This window comes from Nonomuraea jabiensis (assembly GCF_014204795.1).
GTDB lineage: Bacteria > Actinomycetota > Actinomycetes > Streptosporangiales > Streptosporangiaceae > Nonomuraea > Nonomuraea jabiensis.
This window is the reverse complement of sequence record NZ_JACHMB010000001.1, coordinates 7086357-7106860: the sequence shown is the minus strand read 5'-3', so window position 1 is coordinate 7106860 and position 20504 is coordinate 7086357. Positions and strand designations below refer to the sequence as shown.

The window sequence follows — 20504 nt, the reverse complement described above, 5'->3', positions numbered from 1 at the left end:
TCACCTCACCACAGGCCCCCCAGGCGGGCGGCCCTACGGAGCGAGGAACGCCCCGAACGGCAGGTTACGGACAACCCAGTAGACCATGACGATGGCGATGAACGCCCACAGCCACGCCGGATGGGCGAGCGTGGTGCGTCTCGGCCGGCCCTGCAAGGCGCGTACGACCCATCTCCCCCACCAGAACAGCAGGAACGGCATCATGGCCACGGCGAGAGGGTTCATCCCGAGCGCGGTGGCCGGGTCGAGGTGGGCGAGCGCGTGGATGGTGCGCAGCGTGCCGCAGCCCGGGCAGTAGAGGCCGGTGATCGCCAGGAACGGGCAGGTCGGGTAGTGGCCCGGCTGGTTGGGGTCCACCATCCCGACGAAGGCGAACACGGCGACCGTCGCGCCCGCAACACCGAGCGGCGCGAGCAGCTCCTTGAGACGCGTCGTGCCGCGCCGCCCGGTTGTTGCGATGCTCATACTCTCAGTATCCGCCTTCCGGCTCAGTAGCTCGAGCTCGGGACGCTCGCGGCCAGGAGGACGAACACCACGACATAGAAGAGGATGACCAGGACCCACCAGATGATGCCGGCGATCAAGGTCCGCTTCCACCAGGTCTTGGCCTCCTCGCTCGCCAGCGCGGCGCCCTGGTAGTCGCCGACCTGCCACTTCGAGTTGACCTGCGAAGACTTGACGATCGACACGATGCCCAGGGGCATGCAGCAGAAGATGGTGGTCAGGATGGCCGCCACCAGGTGGTTGTCCGGCGGGTTGCCCCCGGCGGGGGGCTGCTGCCCGTAACCGCCGCCGTAGCCGCCGCCGCTCGGAGGCTGCTGGCCGTAACCGCCGCCAAAGTCGCCGCCGCTGGGGGGCTGCTGGCCGTAACCGCCGCCGTAGCCGCCACCGCTGGGGGGCTGCTGACCGTAGCCACCGCCGGCCGGAGGCTGCTGGCCGTAACCGCCGCCACTGCTGGGGGGCTGCTGGCCGTACCCGCCACCGCCGCTCGGGGGCTGCTGGCCGTAACCACCGCCGTAGCCGCCACCGCTGGGGGGCTGCTGGCCGTAGCCGCCGCCGGGCGGCTGCGAGCCGTAGCCGCCGTCGCCCTGATTGCCGTAACTCATGAAGGACCTCTCATGTCGTCATTTGTGGCGAGTTGCGCGCGGCAGCCTAGCGAGGATACGCCCCCTACGTGGAAGAACGTCCATTTTGCGGACAATTCGTAATCGGACCGCAAGCGGCTCGTCACGGTCCGGTCACACCAGCGGAGGGTTACCGACCGGTTCAGTAGTCGTACGAGGACGACGTGGCGGCGGCGCTGAGCCCGATCATCGACAGGATGAACCCGCCGAAGATGAGCCAGCACAGCACCCAGATCACGACGGTGATGTAGGACGTGACCAGACCGCCGACGGCCATGCCCGAGCCCTCCTCGCCGGTCTTCTTGATCCGGTTGAGGGCGATGTGGCCGAGGATCACGCCCGGGACGCTGGTGAGGCCGCAGAAGATCAGGCCGATGATGCCCAGGACCAGCGAGGCCACCGCCATGCCGTTGGTCGACCTCGGCTGCTGCGGCGGCGCGCCGTAGCCGTAGCCCTGCTGGCCGTAGGCCGGCTGGCCGTAGCTGGGAGGCTGCTGGCCGTAGCCGCCGACGCTCGGGGGCTGCTGCCCGTAGCCGAGCGGCTCCTGCGGATAGCTGGGCGGCTGCTCGCCGTAGCCACCCTGACCGTAATTGGGCTGCTGGCCGTAGCCACCACCTCCGCTCGGTGGCTGCTGGCCGTACCCACCCCCGTAGCTGGGCGGCTGCTGGCCGTAACCGCCGCCTCCGCTGGGCGGCTGCTGGCCGTATCCGCCGCCGGGCTGCTGCGCGCCGTAGCCCCCGCTGCCGCCCTGATCCCCGTAGCTCATGCGCCTGGCTCCTAAGTGTTCGTGGCGAGTTGCAACGGCAGCTTATTGAGAAAACATTTGCCAAGCAGACAGAGGTTCAGAACAGTAAAGAAATCGTCATAGCGCAGGGGGTCAGCGGGAGTCGGTGGGGTCGTCGCCGCGGTCGAGCGCGTCCCACAGCGCACGGTCGTCCTTGACCTCCGCGCGGGCCTTGTCCGCGCCCCCGTCTGCGCCCCCATTGGCGGCCCTGTCGTAGCGCGCCGACATCCCCGCCCACCTGCCGCCGCGCACGATCGCGACGATCCCGCCGGCGATCACCAGGACCGCTCCGGCGGCCGTGACCGCCGGCCAGAGCGGGGCGACCTCCCAGGGGAGGTCGGCGGCGCCGCGCAGGACGTTCTGGTCGCGCAGCCAGCCGGTGACGGTGTCGCCGCCGAACGCCGTCCACGTCCCGGCCGCCGCGCCCGCCCCGCACAGGGCGACCAGCGCGCCGACGACGCGGCGCCCCACGCCCTTGGTGGCCAGCACGGCCACCACCCCGGCCAGCGCGGCCAGGGCGAGGGGGGTCAGCACGGGGCTGAGCTCGCCTCCGGTGGGCGCGGCCACGCCCGGCTCCAGGATGCGCACCCAGGCCCGGCTCGCGCCGAACAGCACGAGCACGCATCCCAGGACGGTCGCCCCGAGCCAGCCCCACAGCTCTCTGTGCCCCATGCGGCCTGCTATCCGAGCGGGATCTCGAGCTGGTCGGCGTCGAAGCACGTGCGGTCCCCGGTGTGGCACGCGCCGTCGACCTGGTCGACCTTGACGAGGACGGCGTCGCCGTCGCAGTCGAGCGCCACCGCCTTGACGTGCTGGACGTGGCCGGAGGTGTCGCCCTTCACCCAGAGCTCGGCGCGGCTGCGGGACCAGTAGGTGGCCCGGCCGGTGGTGAGCGTCCGATGCAGCGCCTCGTCGTTCATCCAGGCCAGCATGAGCACCTCGCCGGTGTCGTACTGCTGGGCGATGGCGGCGACGAGGCCGTCGGCGTCGCGCTTCAACCGCGCGGCGATCTTGGGGTCAAGGGACATGCGTCCATTCAACCAGCCTGCCCGCGTGCCCGGCCTACCGGGCACGCGGGCAGGGACGTTCGCTCAGGAGCGGGCCGCGGACACCCACGACGCGTGCAGGTCGGCGTACACGCCCGGCTCCTCCACCAGCTCGGCGTGCGAGCCGCGCTGCACCAGGCGGCCCGCGTCGAAGACCAGGACCTCGTCGGCGTTCTCCGCCGTCGACAGGCGGTGCGCGATCGAGACGGCCGTACGGCCCCGCGTCACGCCCTCCAGCGCCCGCGCCAGCCGTACCTCCGTGGCCGGGTCCACCGCCGAGGTGGCCTCGTCCAGCAGGAGCAGGTCGGGGTCGGCCAGGTACGCCCGCGCCAGCGCGACGAGCTGCCGCTCGCCCGCCGAGAGGGACTCGCCACGCTGGCCCACGGGGGTGTCCAGGCCGGCGGGCAGGCCCTCCAGCCAGTCGGCCAGGCCCAGCTCGGTCATCGCGAGGCGGATCTCCTCGACGGTGGCCGACGGCTTGCCGTAGCGGATGTTCTCCTCCAGCGTGCCGTCGAACAGGAAGCCGTCCTGCGGCACCATGACGATCCGCTCGCGCAGCGAGGAGAAGCGGACGTCGCGCAGGTCGTGGCCGTCCACCGTGACGCGGCCCGCGGCCGGGTCCATGAGGCGGGTCAGGAGCTTGGCGAACGTGGTCTTGCCCGACCCGGTCTCCCCCACCACCGCGACCCGCGAGCGCGGCGGGATGTCCACGGTGACCTCGCGCAGCACGGGCGCGCCGCCGGGATAGGAGAAGTGCACGTTCTCGAAGGCGACCGAGATGGGGCCGCGCGGCAGCGTCACGCCCCGGTCGCCGGGGTCGGCCACGTCGGGCGGCGTGTCGAGCACGCCCAGGATGCGGCGCCAGCCGGCGATGGCGTTCTGGGCCTCGTTCAGCACCTCGGTGGCCGTCTGCAGCGGCGAGACGAACAGGGTCACCAGGAACAGGAACGCCACCAGCTGCCCCTGCGTGATGTCGCCCGACAGGCCGAGCCGCACGCCGAGCAGCACGATCGCGCCGATGGCGACGGCGGCCACGATCTCGGTCAGGGGGAAGACGAAGCCGACGATGGTCTGCGCCCTGATCTGGGCGCGCCGGTTGGCGTTCACGGCCGTGTCGATGCGCTCGGCGGTGCGGCGCTCGGAGGCGTACGCCCTGATGACGGTGGCCCCGACGACGGACTCGCTGACCGCCGCCAGCATGTCGCCGGTGCGCTCGCGCACGATCGTGTACGCCCGCGACAGCAGCCGCTGGAAACGCGGCAGCGCGATCATCAGCGGGATGAAGCACGCCCACACGAGCAGGGTGAGCTGCCAGGAGTAGACGAACATGAGCACGGTCGCCACGAACAGCTGCCCGAACGCCACGATGATCATCAGCCCGCCCCATTGCATGAACGCGCTGATCTGGTCGATGTCGTTGGTGACGCGCGAGACCAGGGAGCCGCGCCGCTCGGTGTTCTGGGTGAGCACCGACAGGTCGTGCACGTGGCGGAAGCCGCGCACGCGCAGGGTCGCCAGGGACGACTCGGTGGCCTTGTAGAGGCGGACGTTCATGACGTACGCGGCCAGGGCCGTGAGCACCACCGCGGCCGCACAGATAAGTACAGCCTTGGTGATGTACGGAATGTCCGGCGAGCCGCCCTTGAGCCCCGTGTCGATCGTCTGCTGGACCGCGATCGGCACGATGATCTTGCCGATGGTGGCGATGACGGCCAGCGCCAGCGTGCCCGCCAGCCCCTTGCTGAACTCGGGCGTGAGCGAGAGGCCCTGCCGGATCGTGGCCAGCGCGGAACGTTCAGAGTTGCCCTGGATGCTCTGCGCCGTCATGCGCTGACCCCTTCTTCCTCTTCTGCCTGCAGGTCGATGGCGGCGCGCTCGGCTTCCTCGCGCTCGTAGGCGGTCACCAGGTTGCGGTAGCCCTCGCAGCGCTCCAGCAGCTCCTCGTGCGTGCCCCGGTCCACGACCCGGCCGTGGTCGAGGAAGACCACCTCGTCGGCCAGGGCGATCGTGGCCATCCGGTAGGCGACGACCACGACGGTCGAGGCCTCGGCCGCGTCCCGCAGCCCGTACAGGATCTTGGCCTCGACCTGCGGGTCCACGCTGGAGGTGGCGTCGTCGAGGATGAGCAGGCGGGGCCGGCGCACGACCGCGCGGGCCAGCGCGAGGCGCTGGCGCTGGCCGCCGGACAGCGTCGCGCCGCGCTCGCCGATGCGCGTGTCGAGCCCGTCGCCGAGCCGGGCCACGAATCCGTCGGCCTGGGCCAGCCGCAGGGCGGCCCACACGTCCTCGTCGCTCGCCTCCAGCCCGAGCGCGATGTTGCCGCGCACGCTGTCGTCGAACAGGAACGTCTGCTGCGGCACCAGCGCCACCGACTCGGCGATGCCGCCGTAGGCCAGCTCGCGCAGGTCGACGCCGTCGAGCAGCACCTGTCCCGTGTCGGGGTCCACCAGCCGGCCGAGCAGCTGCACGAGCGTGGACTTGCCCGAGCCGGTGGGCCCGACCAGGGCCACGGTACGGCCGGCGGGCACGTCGAAGGTGACGTCGTGGAGCACCTGGGCCTCGCCGTAGGCGTACGAGACGCCGGAGACCCGCAGCTCGGCGGGGGTCGAGGCGGCCGTGGCGGCCACGCCGCCGTACTCCATGGAGCCGGTGGCCTCCAGCACGGCCTGCACCCGCTGCCAGCCGACGACGCTGCGCGGCAGCTCGGCCAGCACCCAGCCGAGCGCCCTGATCGGGAAGGACAGCAGCGTGAACAGGTACGCCACCTGCACCAGGTCGCCGGAGTCGATCGCGCCGGCGGACAGCCGCCCCGCGCCGACGGCGAGCACCGCGAGCACGCCGATCGTGGGCAGCGCCTCCAGCAGCGGGTCGAACAGCCCGCGCACGCGCCCGACCGCGATGTTGGCGTCGCGCAGCTCGTGGGCGCGCCGCCGGAACCGGTCGGTCTCCAGCTCCTCCCGGCCGAGCGTCTTGACGACGAGCGCGCCGTCGAAGCTCTCGTGCGCGATCTCGCTGACCTCGGCGCGCAGCTGCTGCGCGCGGGTGGCGAGCGGGCTGAGCTTGCGCTGATAAATCAGGTTAAGTACGGCGATCGCCGGAAAAATCAAGAAACCCACCAGCGCGAGCACGAGATCCGTGAACAGCATCGCGATCGCCGCGGTGAACAGCATGACGATCACGCCCACGGCCATCGGCAGCGGCGCGAGCGGCGCCCAGGCGGCCTCGGCGTCGGCGCTGGCGTTCGACAGGAGCTGCCCGGTCGGGTGCTGGTGGTGCCAGGACAGCGGCAGCCTCAGGTACTGCTTGGTCACGTCCCTGCGCGACCTGGCCTGCATGCGGTACTGCATGACTCCCGCCAGGATGCGGCGCCCCGCCACGCCGACGGCCTTGAGCAGCGCCGTCCCGACGATGAGGAGCACTCCTGTCCACAGCGCCCCCGAGGCGACGCGGCCCGACCCGAAGGCCGGCAGCACCACGTTCTGCGTCGCCCAGCCCAGCGCCCATGCGGATGCGACGGTCATGCCGCCGTAGACCGCGCTGGCCAGCACCGCCAGCGCGAACACCGCCTTCTCCGTGCGTATGGCCACCCCAAGGACACGCAGCCCTTGACGCATCACGGCCGAGGTGACCTTGGTCGCCACGCGGCACGTTCCCCTTCCGATCCGACATATCTGCCTAAGTGACTATCACTCCGGATATGCGCGTTATTCCCACAGGTAGGGTTGACCACGTGACGTACGCACGCGAGGAACGCTCCGCGCTCTGCGATCTGCTCGACCGTCTCGGTCCCGACGCACCCACGCTCTGCACGGGCTGGACCACCTATGACCTGGCCGCCCACCTCGCGCTGCGCGAGCGCAGGCCCGACGCGATGGGCGGCATCGCGCTCAAACCCCTCGCCGGGTACACCGCCTCGGTGCAGAACGGCCTCAAGGCCAAGCATCCCTTCCCCGAGCTGGTCGGCCTGGTGCGCGAGCCAGGCGGCGTCTACCGGCTGCCCTTCCTCGACGAGGCCGTCAACACGCTGGAGTTCTTCGTCCACCACGAGGACGTCCGCCGCGCCCAGCCGTCATGGGAGCCCCGCGAGCTGTCCGACGACCTCGAACGGCTCATCTGGAAGCGGGTCGCCGCCGGGGCCCGGATGATGCTGCGCAAGGCGCCGGTCGGCGTGGTGCTGCACCGGCTCGGCGGCGGCGTGGCGCTCGGCGGCCCCCGCGGAGGCACGCGGGTCGAGGTCACCGGCCGGGCGGCCGAGCTGCTCATGTTCTGCTTCGGGCGGCAGCGGCACGCCAGGGTGGAGCTGACCGGCGACCCGGAGGCCGTCGAACGGCTGCGCGCGGCCTCCCTCGGCGTCTGAGCGATCCGGACGGCCTATCACGGAAATCCCGGTGAACTAGGGGTTCCCGCCAGACCTTCTGCGCTTACCATTGGCTCAGTAAGGAAGCCCCCCGGTTAGGATCATGTACATCTTCACAGAAGATGCCGATGATCGCCCAGATCCGGGTATATACGGCTGGGAATGGACTGCAGGAGGCCCCCATGCAGGTCAAGAAGGTGATCACCTACGTGGCTGTCGCGTTCGTGGTGTTCTACCTGTTCACCAAGCCGACCCAGGCTGCGGCAGCGGTCAACGGAGTGTTTGAAGGAATCCTTCACGGAGCCGACCAATTGGCTGTGTTCTTCACAAATGTTCTGACCTGACGCGAGGCTTCTGTCTGCGCCAGATGCTTCCCCGCGCTGCCGGATCGTGTTACGCAGGCAGGATGAGAGATCGCCCGAGCGGCACAAAGATCAATCAGCTCGATCCCAACGCGCGGCGGATCCTCGAGCGAGCCGAGCTTGAGGGCATCGAGCTGATCCGTTTTCTGTACGCCGACCACGGTGGCGTGATCCGGGGCAAGGCCGCGTCCCGGTCGAGGTTGGCAGAACGGCTCAACACGGGCATCGGGCACACGGTGGCCATGATGGCGATGAACATGCTCGACCAGCTCCAGGACGTCGAGCACATGGGTCCGGTGGGCGAGGTCCGCATTGTCCCCGACCCCGCCACCTACGTCCCGTTGCCCCATGCGCCGGGCGCGGCGGCGATGCTGTCCGACCTGCGCCTGCCGGACGGCTCGCCATGGGGCGCCTGCGCGCGCACCTTCCTCAAGGAGGCCGTCGCCGAGCTGGCCACCGAGGGCTACACGCTCGTCGCGGCGTTCGAGCCTGAGTTCACGCTCGGCCGCCGCCTGCCCGACCCGGCCGGCGGCCCCGACCGGCTGGTCCCGCTCGACGACTCCCTGTGCTACGCCAACGCCGGGTTCGACACGGCCCACGACTACACGATCAAGCTCATCCACGCCCTGGAGACGCAGGGGCTGCGGGTCGAGCACTACCACCCCGAGCTGGGGCCCGGCCAGCAGGAGCTGTCCGTGCGCCACGCGCCCGCGCTGCGCGCCGCCGACAACCACGTCCTCTACCGCGAGACCGTGCGCGGCACGGCGCTGCGCATGCAGATGTGGGCCACGCTGGCCCCCAAACCGCTGGCCGACCAGGCGGGCAACGGCGCCCACCTGCACCTGTCCCTGTGGCGCGACGACCGCAACCTCTTCGCCGAGGACGGCGAGATACGCGACGGGTTCATCGGCGGCCTGCTGGCCCACCTGCCCGGCCTGACGGCGCTCACGTGCGGGAGCGTCAACAGCTTCCGGCGGCTGGCGCCCCGCATGTGGTCCAGCGCGTACGCCGTCTACGGCCCCGACAACCGCGAGGCCGCAGTACGGGTGTGCTCCCCGCTCGGCGAGAGCGGCGAGCCCAACCTGGAGCTCAAGCCGTCCGACTCCTCCGCCAACCCCTACCTGGCGCTCGGGGCCGTCATCCACGCCGGCCTGGACGGCATCCGGCGCAAGCTGGACCCGGGGGCGGCCGTGGACGTGGACCCCGACACCCGCCCCGGCCAGTACACCCGCCTGCCGGCGTCGCTGGACGAGGCGCTGGACGCGCTGGAGGCCGACGAGGTGCTCATGGAGGCGCTGGGGCCGCTGCGGCGCAGCGCCTACCTCGCGGTCAAGCGCTCGGAGGCGGCGGCGTTCGCCGCGAAGGACGTCGCGTACGAGCTCTTCCACCACCTGCGGGTCTTCTGACGGACGCGCGCAGGCGGGCCTCGCGACCCGCCCGCACGCGGTGGGACCCGCCCCGGCGGGCTAGCGGACCGGGTGGCCCGCCATCCGGAGCGTGTCCTTGACCTCGGAGATCTTGAGCGTGCCGAAGTGGAACACCGACGCCGCGAGCACGGCGTCGGCGCCCACCGCCACCGCCGGAGGGAAGTCCTCCAGCCGGCCGGCGCCACCACTGGCGATCACCGGCACCCGCACCGCGGCGCGGACCGCCCGCAGCATCTCCAGGTCGTAGCCGTCGAGCGTGCCGTCGCCGTCCATCGAGTTGAGCAGGATCTCCCCCACTCCGAGCTCCTCGCCGCGGGCCGCCCACTCCACCGCGTCGATCCCGGTGCCGCGGCGACCGCCGTGCGTGGTCACCTCGAACCCGCTGGGGGTGCCCGGCGCGCGGCGGGCGTCCACGGACAGCACGACGCACTGGGCGCCGAACCGCCGGGACGCCTCCGTGAGCAGCTCGGGCCGGGCGATGGCCGCCGTGTTGAGCGACACCTTGTCGGCCCCGGCCCGCAGCAGGCGGTTGACGTCCTCCACCGAACGCACGCCGCCGCCGACGGTGAGCGGGATGAAGACCTGCTCGGCGGTCCTGCGAACCACGTCGAGCATGGTCTCCCGCTCGCCGGAGGACGCGGTGATGTCGAGGAAGGTCAGCTCGTCGGCGCCCTCCTCGTCATAGCGCCTGGCCAGCTCGACCGGGTCGCCCGCGTCGCGGAGGTTCTCGAAGTTGACGCCCTTGACCACGCGGCCGGCGTCCACGTCGAGACAGGGGATGACTCTTACGGCTACGGTCATGCTCGGTGTGCCTCGATTTCGATCTCGACCAGCATTCTCGGGTCGACCAGCCCGGCCACCCTCACTCCGGTGCAGGCGGGGCGCACCTTGCCGAAGACCTCGCCGATGGCCTGCCCGACGAGGTCGAAGTGGCGCTGCTCCACCACATAGTAACGGACCATGACCACGTCCTCGCTGGTCAGACCGCCCATCAGGACGGCCTCCAGCGCGATGTCGATCGCGGTCAGGCTCTGTCTGTAGGCGTCGCCGACATGGCGCACCTCTCCGTCGACGGTGGCGGTGCAGCCGGACACGATCACCCGGTCACCCGCCACGACGGCACGGGCGTAGCCGTACCGCTCCTCCCAGATGCCGCCGGAAAACACCCTGCTTCCGGTGCTTTCCATACCAAAGATGCTGACGCTCATCTCGCCCCCTCCCGGCAAGAGCTACACGCGTACTGCGGCAAGCGCGTCTTCCAGTGTGAACGCGTGAGCGTAGAGGGCCTTGCCCACGATCGCGCCCTCCAGCCCGTCGGGGACGAGGGAGGCGAGCGCGACCAGGTCATCGATGGAGGAGACGCCACCGCTGGCCACGACCGGCCGGCCGGTGCGGGCCAGGATCCGGCGGTAGAGGTCGAGGTTGGGACCCTTCAGCATGCCGTCCTTGGTCACGTCGGTGACGACGTAGCGGGGGCAGCCGTCGGCCTCGAGGCGGTCGAGCACCTCCCACAGGTCGCCGGCGTCCTCGGTCCAGCCGCGGGCGGCCAGCGTGGTGCCGCGCACGTCGAGCCCGACCGCGATCTTGTCGCCGTGCTCGGCGATGACCTTCCGGCACCACTCCGGCTGCTCCAGGGCGGCCGTGCCGATGTTGACCCGGCGGCAGCCGGTGGCCAGCGCGGCGGCCAGGGAGTCGTCGTCGCGGATGCCGCCGGACAGCTCCACGTTCACGTCGAGCCGGCCGATGACGTCGGCGAGCAGCTCCCGGTTGCCGCCCCGGCCGAACGCGGCGTCCAGGTCGACCAGATGGATCCACTCGGCGCCCGCCTCCTGCCAGGCCAGCGCGGCGGCCAGCGGCTCGCCGTAGCCGGTCTCGGTCCCGGCCTCGCCCTGCACCAGGCGTACGGCCTGGCCGTCGACGACGTCCACGGCGGGCAGCAATACGAGCGACATTCAGATCCTCCGGTCGAAAGCGAGGGTCACGACGACGGGCACCAGCAGCATCGAGAAGACCAGGACGGCGAGGCTGAGCGGGAAGGAGCCCCACACCAGCCACACGATGGCCTGGACGAACAGGAAGCCCAGCGCGACCACGATGTTCTGGGCGCGGTGGCGGCGGGCGATCAGGCCGCCCTGGCGGTAGAACCGCACCGGGCGCGGGATCAGCCGGGCCAGCAGAGCGCGGCGGCGGGCCCGGCGCGCCTGCCGCTCCTCGTTGGCCCGGATCGCGCGCGCCCGCTCCGCCTCCCGCTCGGCCCTGCGGCGCGCGCGTTCCTTGCTCATGAGAGCCCGGAGCGGCTGATCGACGCGCTCATAGCGTGCCGAGCCAGTTCTTCAGCAGCACGGCTCCGGCGTCGCCGGACTTCTCGGGGTGGAACTGGGTGGCCCTGAGCGGGCCGTTCTCGACGGCGGCCACGAACGGGACGCCGTGCTCGGCCCAGGTGACCAGCGGCTCGGCGAACCCCTCGCCGGCGTGCAGCTCCCACTCGCGCACCCCGTAGGAGTGCACGAAGTAGAAGCGGGTCGCGGCGTCAAGCCCGGCGAACAGCACGCTGTCGGCGGGCGCCTTGACCGTGTTCCACCCCATGTGGGGCAGCACGGGCGCCTCCAGCCGCTCCACCGTGCCCGGCCACTCGGCGCAGCCCTCGGTCTCCACGCCGTGCTCGACGCCCCGGGCGAACAGGATCTGCATGCCCACGCAGATGCCCAGCACCGGACGCCCGCCGGACAGGCGCCGCCCGATGATCCGCTCGCCGCGCACGCTCCTGAGCCCGGCCATGCACGCCTCGAACGCGCCGACGCCCGGCACCACCAGACCGTCGGCGTCCATGGCGGCGTCGAAGTCGGACGTGACGGTCACCTCGGCGCCCACCCTGGCCAGCGCCCGCTCGGCCGAGCGCAGATTGCCCGACCCGTAGTCGAGCACCACGACCTTCTTGCCTACCACCACAGCACCCCCGCCGTGATCGCCATCGCCGCGCCCAGCGCGCAGACGGCCGCGCCGATCTTCAGCCCCTGCTTGGCCAGCGAGAACACCCCGCCGATCAGGAACAGCCCGATGAACACCATCGCGATGGCGAGGACGTTCTCGCTCATAGGACGCCCTTGGTGCTCGGCACGCCCGTGGCGCGCGGGTCGAGCTCGGACGCCTCGCGCAGCGCCCTGGCCAGGGCCTTGAACTGGGCCTCCACGATGTGGTGGGCGTTGCGCCCGTAGGGCACGTGGACGTGCAGGCAGATCGCGGCCTGCGCGACGAGCGACTCCAGGATGTGGCGGGTCATCGTCGTGTCGTACTCGGGGCCGATCATCGGCGCCATGCCCTCGGGCTCGGAGTGCACGAGATAGGGGCGCCCCGACAGGTCGACGGTGACCTGGGCGAGCGACTCGTCCAGCGGGCACGACGCGCTGCCGAACCTCCTGATGCCCGACTTGTCGCCCAGCGCCTCGCGGAACGCCGCGCCCAGCGCGAGCGCGGTGTCCTCGATCGTGTGGTGGGAGTCGATGTGCAGGTCGCCCTCGGTCTTGACCGTCAGGTCGAACAGCCCGTGCTTGCCGAGCTGGGCCAGCATGTGGTCGAAGAAGCCGACCCCGGTGGACACCTCGACCCGGCCGGTGCCGTCGAGGCCGACCTCCACCAGGACCGAGGTCTCCTTCGTAACGCGCTCGACGCGGCCTACGCGACTCACAAGACTCCTTCCAGGGCGGCGCGGAAGGCCGCCATCTCCTCACCGGTGCCGATCGACACCCGCAGCCATTGTGGCGGGCCCACCTCGCGGATGAGCACCCCGCGCTCCAGCAGCCCCTCCCACACCTTGCGCCGGTCGGGGAACCGCCCGAACAGCACGAAGTTGGCGTCGGAGTCGGCCACCGTCAGGCCCTGGGAACGCAGCCACGCGACCGTGTCGTCGCGTTCGCGCCGCAGCGCGTCGACCGTGCCCAGCAGCTCGGCGCGGTGCCGCAGCGCCACGCGCGCCGCCGCCTGGGTGAGCGTGGACAGGTGGTACGGCAGGCGCACCAGCAGCAGCGCCTCCACCACGGCCGGGTGGGCGGCGAGGTAGCCGAGCCGGGTGCCCGCCATGGCGAACGCCTTGGACATCGTCCTGGTGACGATCAGCCTGGGGTGCTCGGGCAGCAGGGTCAGCGCCGACGGCGTGCCCTCGCGGGCGAACTCGGCGTAGGCCTCGTCGACCACGACCATGCCCCGGGCGGCGGCCAGCACGGCCTCGATGGTCTCAAGGGGCTGGGCGGTGCCGGTCGGGTTGTTGGGCGAGGCCAGGAACACGATGTCGGGCTGGTGCTCCTCGATGGCCGCCGTCGCCTTGCCGGGGTCGATCGAGAAGTCGTCCTCGCGGCTGGCCGAGATCCACTCGGTGCTGGTGCCGCTGGTGATGATCGGGTGCATCGAGTACGACGGCTCGAACCCGATGGCCGTGCGCCCGTGGCCGCCGAAGGCCTGCAGGATCTGCTGGAGCACCTCGTTGGAGCCGTTGGCGGCCCACACCTGCTCGGTGGTCAGGCCGTGGCCGAGGTAGCCGGCCAGCTCGGCGCGCAGGGCCGTGGCGTCCCTGTCGGGGTAGCGGTTGAGCTCGCCCGCGCTCTCCCGGACCGCCTCGGCCAGGTCGGCGACCAGCTCGGGCGAGGGCGGGTAGGGGTTTTCGTTGGTGTTGAGCCTGACGGGGACGTCGATCTGGGGCGCGCCGTACGGCGACTTACCCCGCAGATCGTCCCGGATGGGCAGGTCGTCGAGGTTCACGCGGTCTCCGTGGGAATCTGCCAGTCGAATCGGGCGCGGATCGCGGCGCCGTGGGCCGGGAGGTCCTCGGCGTCCGCCAGGACCGACACGTGGGCCGCCGCGCCCGCGAGGGCGTCGCGGGTGTAGTCGACGACGTGGATGCCGCGCAGGAACGACTGCACCGACAGGCCGCTGGAGTGGCAGGCGCAGCCGCCCGTGGGCAGCACGTGGTTGGAGCCGGCGAGGTAGTCGCCGAGCGACACGGGGGCGTACGGGCCCACGAAGATGGCCCCGGCGTTGCGGATCCTTCCGGCGATCTCCGCGGCGTTCGCGGTGTGGATCTCCAGGTGCTCGGCGGCGTACGCGTCCACGACCTTGATGCCGTCGTCGATGGAGCCGACCAGCACGATGCCCGACTGCCTGCCGCCCAGCGCCTCGGCGATGCGCTCGGAGTGCCTGGTCGCCGACACCTGGCCCGGCAGCTCCTTCTCGACCGCGTCGGCCAGCTCGGCGCTGGTGGTGACCAGCACGGCGGCGGCGATCACGTCGTGCTCGGCCTGGCTGATCAGGTCGGCGGCCACGTGGACCGGGTCGGCCGTCTCGTCGGCCAGGATGGCGATCTCGGTCGGGCCCGCCTCGGAGTCGATGCCGATGCGCCCCTTGAGCAGCCGCTTGGCCGCCGTCACCCAGACGTTGCCGGGACCGGTCACCATCGTGACGGGCCGGCACTCCTGCGTGCCGTAGGCGAACATGGCCACCGCCTGCGCCCCGCCCACCGAGTAGACCTCGTCCACGCCGAGCAGCGCGCACGCGGCCAGGATCGTGGGGTGCGGCAGCCCGCCGTGCTCCTTCTGCGCCGGGCTGGTCACGGCCAGCGAGCCGACGCCGGCCTCCTGCGCCGGGACGACGTTCATGACCACGCTGGACGGGTAGACCGCGCGGCCGCCGGGCACGTAGAGGCCCACCCGGTCGACCGGCACCCACCGCTCGGTCACGGTGCCGCCGGGCACGACCTGGGTGGTGACGTCGGTGCGCCGCTGGTCGCGGTGGACCAGCCTGGCCCGCCTGATCGACTCCTCCAGCGCCGCCCTGACCTTGGGGTCGAGCTCACGCAGGGCCGTGTCGATGGCCTCGGCGGGGACGCGGGTGGAGGCGATCTCGACACCGTCGAACCTGGCGGTCAGCTCCCGTACGGCTGCCGCCCCGCGATGGCGCACGTCCTCGCAGATGGGCCGCACCTTCTCCAGGGCGGCCTCGACGTCGAGCTCGGCGCGGGGCAGCACGTCGCGCAGGTTCTCCGGAAGAGAACCGCGCATGTCGATACGGGAAATCACCATCACAGTCTACGGAGTCCGATCCCTGAATCAGGTTCTGTCCACCATCCGGGACGGCGCGCCGCCCCTCACCGGCGGGTCCGGCGTTATGGAGGGCGGCCGCGGGTGGCGCTCGCCGACGTCGCAGCCCGCGGCCGCCCCAGCCCCGGACCGGGCCCCGCCGGGGCACCGCCGTGGCCGTCGCGGGGAACGGCCACGGCCGGGAAGCCGGGAGCCGTCATCACTGCCCGCCCAGAGCCCCCCGGTAACGCCGAACGCCTAAAAAGGCGTCAATATCTCTTTACCCCACGGTCGAGCACCCATGTCCTGGAAAAGCCCTCACCGCGCCCGGCAAGGCCAGAGGCGTACCTTCCCATGACGTGTCCATTATGTCCGCGCCCTTACAGTTACCGGGTGGGACAGTGGCGAGCCCCCGGCGGCATCCTGGTCGAGGCGATCATCTTGGACGATCGCCCGCTGCTGCGTGTCTCGCACCGGGTCAACGGCACGACGTACCTGCAGGGCTACTGCACCACGGTCGCCGAGCTCGCCGCCCACGGCGTGGACCTGGCCGAGCTCGTCGAGGACACCTCGCTCGACCACCACCGCGCTTGACCATCTGCAGACCCCGGCCCGCCACTGTCGATCAGCGCCCCGGGGTACGGCCTGCACCATGGTGCGGCTGCCGGCCTACGCGCCGATGCTGGCGCAGCTCGGCACCCTGACCTCCGTCCAGGGTGCGGACTGGGCCGTGGAGATGAAATGGGACGGCGTGCGCGCCCTCGCCTACCTCCAGGGCGGCGCCGTCCGCCTGATGTCGCGCAACGCCAAGGACATCACCCCCGCCTACCCCGAGCTCCAGCTCATGGCCGGCGCCGCCCGCGGCCACGCGGCCGTGATCGACGGGGAGATCGTGGCGTTCGACGAGACCGGGCGGCCCAGCTTCGAGGCGCTGCAGCCCCGGATGCACCAGCGCAACCCGGCGGCGGTGGCCGAGCTGGCCAGGTCGGTGCCGGTGACGTTCATGGCGTTCGACATCCTGCACCTCGACGAGGACAGCACCGTCTCCCGCCCCTACAGCGCCCGCAGGGAACTGCTCGAGACCACGTTCACGCCCGGCTACCGCTGGGAGGTGCCCGTGTGGTTCGCCGACCACGCCGGGCTCGCGTTCGACTCCTCCCGGCAGCTCGGACTCGAAGGGGTCGTGTGCAAGCGGATGGGCTCGCCGTACCGGCCCGGCCGGCGCAGCAGCGACTGGACGAAGGTCAAGAACGTCCGCACCGCCGAGGTCGTGATCGGCGGCTGGAAGCCGGGGGGCGGGCGGCGCTCCGGCATGATCGGGTCGCTGCTGCTGGGCGCCTACGACCAGCGGGGGCGGCTGCGGTTCGTGGGGCACGTCGGGACCGGGTTCTCCGAGGCCGTGCTGCGCGACCTGGGCGAGCGGCTGGCACCCCTGGAACGTCCCGGCCCGCCGTTCGACGAGCCGGTGCCGCGCGAGCACGCCAGGGACGCGCGCTGGGTGGAGCCGAGCCTGGTCGGAGAGGTGCAGTACGCCGAGGTCACCGGCGACCACCGCCTGCGCCACCCGTCGTGGCGCGGGCTGCGGCCCGATCGCGAGCCGTCCGAGACCAGCACCGCCGAGTTCCTGCCCCCCGGCCGCACCGGCGATGCCGCGGCCGGCTGACCCCGGGGAGCTATGACGACACGGAGCGCCTAACTACGCTTCGTCTGCATTTCGTAACCTAGAGTGATCGAGACGTTGTCGATTTCGCTCAAAAGGGGACACCGTGCCGAAGGTCCTGGTCACCACGCTCACCACGCTGGCCGGCGTCGCCCTCGCGGTGCCCGCGACCGCCGGGCAGCAGCCCCCCTTGACGCCCGCCCAGGACCGCGCCTCGGGCGCCGCGTCGTCCCCGCTGATGCGCCCCGCCCGCGCCGTGCGTTACTGGACCGCCAGCAAGCAGGCCCGGGCCACCGCCACCGAGCTGCCCAGGAGCCTCAAAGCACGGGCCCAGGGCGCCACGGAGCTGCCGAAGAGCCTGGAGGCGCCGGCCCAGCTGCGCAGCGTGCCGGAGGGCAAACGGATCACCCCGGGCGGCGACGCCAACGGCTACGCCCCCATGCCCCGCCCGTACACCGCCACGGCCCAGAGCCGCGTCACCGGCCGGCTCTTCTACGTCAACTCCAACGGGCTGGAGGACTCCTGCAGCGCCTCCGTCGTGCGTTCGGCGGTCGGGCTGCTCATCGTCACCGCCGCCCACTGCGTGTACAGCGTGCCGCTGGGCGCGTCGGCCGGCCAGTGGCACACGAACTTCGCGTTCGTGCCCGCGTACGATGGGCAGGCCGCCGACGTGCGGGGGCGCGAGCCGTACGGGCGGTGGGGCGCCCGGCGGGCGTGGAAGCCCGACTCCTACACCGGCATGAGCGGCGGCGACTGGAACTCCCTCTACGACATCGCCCTCATCGAGGTCGGCAGGAAGAACCGCACGCTCCAGGACGCCGTCGGCGCCTTCACCCCCATCCGCAACCAGGGCGGCGCGTACACCGTCGCCACGACGGGCTACCCCGGCGTGGCCGGCAGGCAGCCGTACGACGGCGAGGACCAGCTCTGGTGCCTGGCCAAGACGGAACCGGCCGGCGGCATCGCCGACACCGGCACCCTCTTCGTCTCCCGCATCACCGCCACCTCGGCCGGCGGGCGCATGGAAACGCACAACTGCCACCTGTTCAAGGGCCACAGCGGCGGCCCGTGGCTGCTCAGAGGCACCGACGACCTGATCGGCGTGCTGTCGGCCGGCACGGAGGACGGCGGGGCGGACGGTTACTCCGTCGCCAACGCCCTCAACGCCGAGAGCTACGGCGCGATCATCAAGCAGGCCGACCCGCAGGGGGTGTACGACGCGCTGTCCATCAGCGCCTCCGGCCCGCACCGCCCGGTCAGGCGCGGCCGCGGCAGCGCGACCGTCAGGGCCACCGTGACCATGCGCGGGCTGATGGGCGCCGCCCAGGTGCCCGTCACGTTCACCCTGCCGGCCGGTACGAGCCTGTCCTCGGTGAACGGCGCCTCGTGCAAGCGCTCGGGCCGGCAGGCCACCTGCACGATCGCCGCCGTCCACCCCGGGAGCCCGGTCCGGCTCACCGCCCGCCTCCGCGTGACCCGCCGGGCCGCCCTCCACCCGCGCGTCACCGCGCACGTGGACTCCAGCCGCCTCGACACCGACCAGCGCGACAACACCAGCACCGTCGCCCTGTCCACCTACCGTCGCTGACCCGCGCGCCGGCGAAGCGGACGTCAGGCGGCGGGCTCCGGCACCGGCTCCTTCAGCCGTCAGGCGGCGGGCTCCGGCACCGGCTCCTTCAGCGTCCTGGCCAGCAGCCAGGCCAGGGCCGGGAAGACGATCAGGCACGCCAGCGCCGCCCGCAACGTGGTGGCCTCGGCGAGCGCGCCCACCAGCGGGCTCGCCAGGCCGCCCACGCTCACCGCCAGCCCCAGCGTCACGCCGCCGGCCGTGCCCACCCGGGTGGGCAGGAAGTCCTGGCCCAGCGTGACATGCAGCGAGAACGGCGCGTACAGGGCGATCGACGAGGCCGCGACGAAGACGTACGCGACAGCTCCCGGCGCCAGCACCACCCCCGCCACCGCGGGGACCGCCAGCGCGTAGGCCAGGCGCATCGTCCGCATCCGCCCCCACCGGGCCGCCAGCCGCCCGCCCAGCACCGTCCCGACCGCCCCGCCCGCGAACAGCACGAACAGCGCCACCGCCCCCGCCACCCCGCCTCCCATGTACAGGGCCACGAAAGCGCTCAGCCCGACGTACACGACCGAACGGAAGACGATCACCAGCGTCAGCCTGACGAACGACGGCCAGTCGTCCCGGCCGGACACCGGCGCCGCGGCCCGCGCCGCCCGCCCTCCCCCGGCCAGCGCCCGCACCGCCGGGAGCGTCGCCACCGCCCCCAGCACCGCCGGCGCGGCCAGGAACGGCGAGGCGCCCAGCCCCCACCCCGCCAGCAACGGCGTCACCAGCACGGGAGCCGACGCGAACCCCAGCGTCCCGCCCAGCGAGAACCAGCTCATCCGGACATGACTGCCCTCGCTCGCGATCCTGGCCAGCCGCGCGGACTCCGGATGGTAGGCCGCCACGCCGAGGCCGGACAGCGCCACGGCCAGCCAGGTCAGCACGTAGGAGTCCGTCACCCCGCCCAGCGCCACCCCGGCGCCCGCGACCAGCGTGCTCACCGGGATCAGCCACGGCATCCGCCACCTGTCCGTCAGCACCCCGAACACCGGCTGCACGACCGACGACAGCAGCGTCGCCGCCAGCACGATGCCGGACACGGCGACGTACCCGTAACCGCGGCCGGCCACCAGGAAGGGCACGAGCGCGGGGACGGCGCCCTGGTAGAAGTCCACGGCCGCGTGGCCGGCGGCGAGCATCGGGGTCCTGTTCACCCCTCGATCCTTTCCCGGCGGCCCCTGGCCCGCTTCCGATAAAATGCCAATCCATGACGGCAATCCGCCATCTGCCCGAGGCACCGACGGGGCGGCGGCCGCTGTCCCCGGGGGCGGGCATCGACGCGCACCGGCACGACACCCACCAGATCGTCTACGCCTGCCGCGGCGTGCTCTCGGTCACCACCGGCGCGGGCACCTGGGTCGCCCCGGCCAACCGCGCCATCTGGATCCCGGCCGGCACCGTCCACGAGCACCGCGCCCACGGCGACACCGACCTGCGCCTGGTGGGCCTCGCCGACAACCCCCTCGGCCTCGGCCACCCCACCGTCCTCGTCGTCGGCCCCCTGCTCCGCGAGCTGATCATCGCCTACACGGCCGACACCCGGCCCACCCCGGAACACCCCGCCCACCACGGCCACGCGAGCGACTCCAGCGCCCCGGAGGCCGGGCCCCTACGCGGGGACGGCGGGGAGCGCGAGAGGTTGTGGGCCGTGCTCGTCGACCAGCTCAAGCGCGCCCCCGAGCAGCGGCTGCACCTGCCCACCGCCCGCGACCCCCGGCTGGCCGCCGTCTGCGCGATCCTGCACCGCGACCCGGCCGACAGCAGGACCCTGGCGCAGCTGGCCGTCCAGGCCGGCACCAGCGACCGTACGCTGGCCAGGTTGTGCCGGCGCGAGCTGGGCATGAGCTTCCCGCAGTGGCGCACCCAGCTCCGCCTGCACCAGGCGCTGCTCCTGCTGGCCGACGGCGTCGCCGTGACCGCCGTCGCCCATCGGTGCGGCTGGGCCTCGGCGAGCGCGTTCATCGACGTGTTCAGGCGGGCGTTCGGGTACACCCCCGGCCGGGCCTTTACATTGTAGATTCGCTACAATGGGGTTCCGTGAGCACATCGAAAGGCAAGGGC

At 72.1% G+C, this 20504-nt stretch carries 24 protein-coding genes; 7 read left to right on the top strand and 17 right to left on the bottom strand.

Annotation, left to right across the window (positions count from 1 at the left end; all coding sequences use genetic code 11):
• Positions 1-33: 33 nt before the first annotated feature.
• The 7 genes from HD596_RS32520 to HD596_RS32490 all read right to left on the bottom strand — a co-directional run bounded on the left by HD596_RS32520 (position 34) and on the right by HD596_RS32490 (position 6595).
• Positions 34-465, bottom strand: coding sequence for a DUF2752 domain-containing protein (locus HD596_RS32520; RefSeq protein WP_185073057.1), 432 nt, complete (start codon positions 463-465; stop codon positions 34-36).
• Positions 466-488: 23 nt separating this feature from the next.
• Positions 489-1106, bottom strand: a complete 618-nt coding sequence (locus HD596_RS32515; protein ID WP_185073056.1) for a CD225/dispanin family protein — start codon at positions 1104-1106, stop codon at positions 489-491.
• A 160-nt stretch (positions 1107-1266) separates the two neighbouring features.
• The gene (locus tag HD596_RS32510) at positions 1267-1890 is read right to left on the bottom strand and encodes a DUF4190 domain-containing protein (RefSeq protein ID WP_185073055.1); all 624 of its coding nucleotides are present in this window, start codon (positions 1888-1890) and stop codon (positions 1267-1269) included.
• A gap of 111 nt (positions 1891-2001) precedes the next feature.
• Positions 2002-2580, bottom strand: a complete 579-nt coding sequence (locus HD596_RS32505; protein ID WP_185073054.1) for a Trp biosynthesis-associated membrane protein — start codon at positions 2578-2580, stop codon at positions 2002-2004.
• A gap of 8 nt (positions 2581-2588) precedes the next feature.
• Positions 2589-2936 (bottom strand): phosphoribosyl-AMP cyclohydrolase, encoded by a 348-nt coding sequence (hisI, locus tag HD596_RS32500; RefSeq protein WP_185073053.1) that lies wholly within the window; start codon positions 2934-2936, stop codon positions 2589-2591.
• Between the two features lie 63 nt (positions 2937-2999).
• Positions 3000-4781 carry an ABC transporter ATP-binding protein gene (locus HD596_RS32495; RefSeq protein WP_185073052.1) on the bottom strand — a complete coding sequence of 594 codons (1782 nt, stop codon included), beginning with the start codon at positions 4779-4781 and terminating at the stop codon, positions 3000-3002.
• Positions 4778-6595 carry an ABC transporter ATP-binding protein gene (locus HD596_RS32490; protein WP_376775935.1) on the bottom strand — a complete coding sequence of 606 codons (1818 nt, stop codon included), beginning with the start codon at positions 6593-6595 and terminating at the stop codon, positions 4778-4780. The genes HD596_RS32495 and HD596_RS32490 overlap by 4 nt, the downstream gene beginning before the upstream one ends.
• An 89-nt stretch (positions 6596-6684) precedes the next feature.
• Between HD596_RS32490 and HD596_RS32485 the strand changes: the two genes are divergently transcribed.
• From HD596_RS32485 to HD596_RS32475, 3 genes are all read left to right on the top strand, one after another.
• Positions 6685-7311 carry a TIGR03085 family metal-binding protein gene (locus HD596_RS32485; protein WP_313045337.1) on the top strand — a complete coding sequence of 209 codons (627 nt, stop codon included), beginning with the start codon at positions 6685-6687 and terminating at the stop codon, positions 7309-7311.
• A gap of 128 nt (positions 7312-7439) precedes the next feature.
• Entirely contained in the window at positions 7440-7655 is a 216-nt protein-coding gene (locus tag HD596_RS32480; protein ID WP_185079467.1) for a hypothetical protein, read from the top strand.
• Between the two features lie 62 nt (positions 7656-7717).
• Positions 7718-9079 carry a glutamine synthetase family protein gene (locus HD596_RS32475; RefSeq protein ID WP_185073050.1) on the top strand — a complete coding sequence of 454 codons (1362 nt, stop codon included), beginning with the start codon at positions 7718-7720 and terminating at the stop codon, positions 9077-9079.
• A 60-nt stretch (positions 9080-9139) separates the two neighbouring features.
• On the opposite strand, the gene hisF is transcribed toward HD596_RS32475, so the two are convergent.
• From hisF to hisD, 9 genes are read right to left on the bottom strand one after another with little or no spacing between them, the layout of a single operon-like run.
• Positions 9140-9901 carry an imidazole glycerol phosphate synthase subunit HisF gene (gene hisF / locus HD596_RS32470; protein ID WP_185073049.1) on the bottom strand — a complete coding sequence of 254 codons (762 nt, stop codon included), beginning with the start codon at positions 9899-9901 and terminating at the stop codon, positions 9140-9142.
• On the bottom strand, positions 9898-10308 hold the full coding sequence (locus tag HD596_RS32465) for a Rid family hydrolase (protein WP_185073048.1): 411 nt from the start codon (positions 10306-10308) through the stop codon (positions 9898-9900). Before HD596_RS32465 ends, hisF begins: the two co-directional genes overlap by 4 nt.
• A gap of 21 nt (positions 10309-10329) precedes the next feature.
• Positions 10330-11052 (bottom strand): bifunctional 1-(5-phosphoribosyl)-5-((5-phosphoribosylamino)methylideneamino)imidazole-4-carboxamide isomerase/phosphoribosylanthranilate isomerase PriA, encoded by a 723-nt coding sequence (gene priA, locus HD596_RS32460; protein ID WP_185073047.1) that lies wholly within the window; start codon positions 11050-11052, stop codon positions 10330-10332.
• Positions 11053-11382, bottom strand: coding sequence for a hypothetical protein (locus HD596_RS32455; protein ID WP_185073046.1), 330 nt, complete (start codon positions 11380-11382; stop codon positions 11053-11055). It lies immediately after the preceding gene.
• 28 nt (positions 11383-11410) lie between these two features.
• Positions 11411-12049 (bottom strand): imidazole glycerol phosphate synthase subunit HisH, encoded by a 639-nt coding sequence (gene hisH / locus HD596_RS32450; protein ID WP_313045335.1) that lies wholly within the window; start codon positions 12047-12049, stop codon positions 11411-11413.
• Complete coding sequence (locus HD596_RS32445; RefSeq protein ID WP_185073044.1) at positions 12040-12195, bottom strand: CG2302 family histidine operon protein; 156 nt, start codon at positions 12193-12195, stop codon at positions 12040-12042. The genes hisH and HD596_RS32445 overlap by 10 nt, the downstream gene beginning before the upstream one ends.
• Positions 12192-12785, bottom strand: a complete 594-nt coding sequence (gene hisB / locus HD596_RS32440) for an imidazoleglycerol-phosphate dehydratase HisB (RefSeq protein WP_185073043.1) — start codon at positions 12783-12785, stop codon at positions 12192-12194. The genes HD596_RS32445 and hisB overlap by 4 nt, the downstream gene beginning before the upstream one ends.
• Positions 12782-13852: a histidinol-phosphate transaminase gene (locus HD596_RS32435; protein ID WP_185073042.1), complete on the bottom strand. Its 1071-nt coding sequence runs from the start codon at positions 13850-13852 to the stop codon at positions 12782-12784. Before HD596_RS32435 ends, hisB begins: the two co-directional genes overlap by 4 nt.
• Positions 13849-15165, bottom strand: a complete 1317-nt coding sequence (hisD, locus tag HD596_RS32430) for a histidinol dehydrogenase (RefSeq protein ID WP_185073041.1) — start codon at positions 15163-15165, stop codon at positions 13849-13851. Before hisD ends, HD596_RS32435 begins: the two co-directional genes overlap by 4 nt.
• 393 nt (positions 15166-15558) lie before the next feature.
• Between hisD and HD596_RS32425 the strand changes: the two genes are divergently transcribed.
• The 3 genes from HD596_RS32425 to HD596_RS32415 all read left to right on the top strand — a co-directional run bounded on the left by HD596_RS32425 (position 15559) and on the right by HD596_RS32415 (position 18413).
• The gene (locus HD596_RS32425; protein WP_185073040.1) at positions 15559-15759 is read left to right on the top strand and encodes a hypothetical protein; all 201 of its coding nucleotides are present in this window, start codon (positions 15559-15561) and stop codon (positions 15757-15759) included.
• A 58-nt stretch (positions 15760-15817) separates the two neighbouring features.
• Positions 15818-16828, top strand: a complete 1011-nt coding sequence (gene ligD / locus HD596_RS32420) for a non-homologous end-joining DNA ligase (protein ID WP_185073039.1) — start codon at positions 15818-15820, stop codon at positions 16826-16828.
• A gap of 103 nt (positions 16829-16931) precedes the next feature.
• The gene (locus HD596_RS32415) at positions 16932-18413 is read left to right on the top strand and encodes a trypsin-like peptidase domain-containing protein (RefSeq protein ID WP_185073038.1); all 1482 of its coding nucleotides are present in this window, start codon (positions 16932-16934) and stop codon (positions 18411-18413) included.
• A 59-nt stretch (positions 18414-18472) separates the two neighbouring features.
• On the opposite strand, the gene HD596_RS32410 is transcribed toward HD596_RS32415, so the two are convergent.
• Positions 18473-19597, bottom strand: a complete 1125-nt coding sequence (locus HD596_RS32410; RefSeq protein ID WP_313045333.1) for an MFS transporter — start codon at positions 19595-19597, stop codon at positions 18473-18475.
• 53 nt (positions 19598-19650) lie between these two features.
• Between HD596_RS32410 and HD596_RS32405 the strand changes: the two genes are divergently transcribed.
• Positions 19651-20460, top strand: coding sequence for an AraC family transcriptional regulator (locus HD596_RS32405; protein ID WP_185073037.1), 810 nt, complete (start codon positions 19651-19653; stop codon positions 20458-20460).
• Positions 20461-20504 lie beyond the last annotated feature (44 nt).

Coding starts and splice junctions, on each gene's coding strand:
- HD596_RS32520 (WP_185073057.1), bottom strand. CDS start 465: ATGAGCATCGCAACAACCGGGCGGCGCGGCACGACGCGTCTCAAGGAG.
- HD596_RS32515 (WP_185073056.1), bottom strand. CDS start 1,106: ATGAGTTACGGCAATCAGGGCGACGGCGGCTACGGCTCGCAGCCGCCC.
- HD596_RS32510 (WP_185073055.1), bottom strand. CDS start 1,890: ATGAGCTACGGGGATCAGGGCGGCAGCGGGGGCTACGGCGCGCAGCAG.
- HD596_RS32505 (WP_185073054.1), bottom strand. CDS start 2,580: ATGGGGCACAGAGAGCTGTGGGGCTGGCTCGGGGCGACCGTCCTGGGA.
- hisI (WP_185073053.1), bottom strand. CDS start 2,936: ATGTCCCTTGACCCCAAGATCGCCGCGCGGTTGAAGCGCGACGCCGAC.
- HD596_RS32495 (WP_185073052.1), bottom strand. CDS start 4,781: ATGACGGCGCAGAGCATCCAGGGCAACTCTGAACGTTCCGCGCTGGCC.
- HD596_RS32480 (WP_185079467.1), top strand. CDS start 7,440: ATGATCGCCCAGATCCGGGTATATACGGCTGGGAATGGACTGCAGGAG.
- HD596_RS32475 (WP_185073050.1), top strand. CDS start 7,718: ATGAGAGATCGCCCGAGCGGCACAAAGATCAATCAGCTCGATCCCAAC.
- hisF (WP_185073049.1), bottom strand. CDS start 9,901: ATGACCGTAGCCGTAAGAGTCATCCCCTGTCTCGACGTGGACGCCGGC.
- HD596_RS32465 (WP_185073048.1), bottom strand. CDS start 10,308: ATGAGCGTCAGCATCTTTGGTATGGAAAGCACCGGAAGCAGGGTGTTT.
- priA (WP_185073047.1), bottom strand. CDS start 11,052: ATGTCGCTCGTATTGCTGCCCGCCGTGGACGTCGTCGACGGCCAGGCC.
- HD596_RS32455 (WP_185073046.1), bottom strand. CDS start 11,382: ATGAGCAAGGAACGCGCGCGCCGCAGGGCCGAGCGGGAGGCGGAGCGG.
- HD596_RS32445 (WP_185073044.1), bottom strand. CDS start 12,195: ATGAGCGAGAACGTCCTCGCCATCGCGATGGTGTTCATCGGGCTGTTC.
- ligD (WP_185073039.1), top strand. CDS start 15,818: ATGGTGCGGCTGCCGGCCTACGCGCCGATGCTGGCGCAGCTCGGCACC.
- HD596_RS32405 (WP_185073037.1), top strand. CDS start 19,651: ATGACGGCAATCCGCCATCTGCCCGAGGCACCGACGGGGCGGCGGCCG.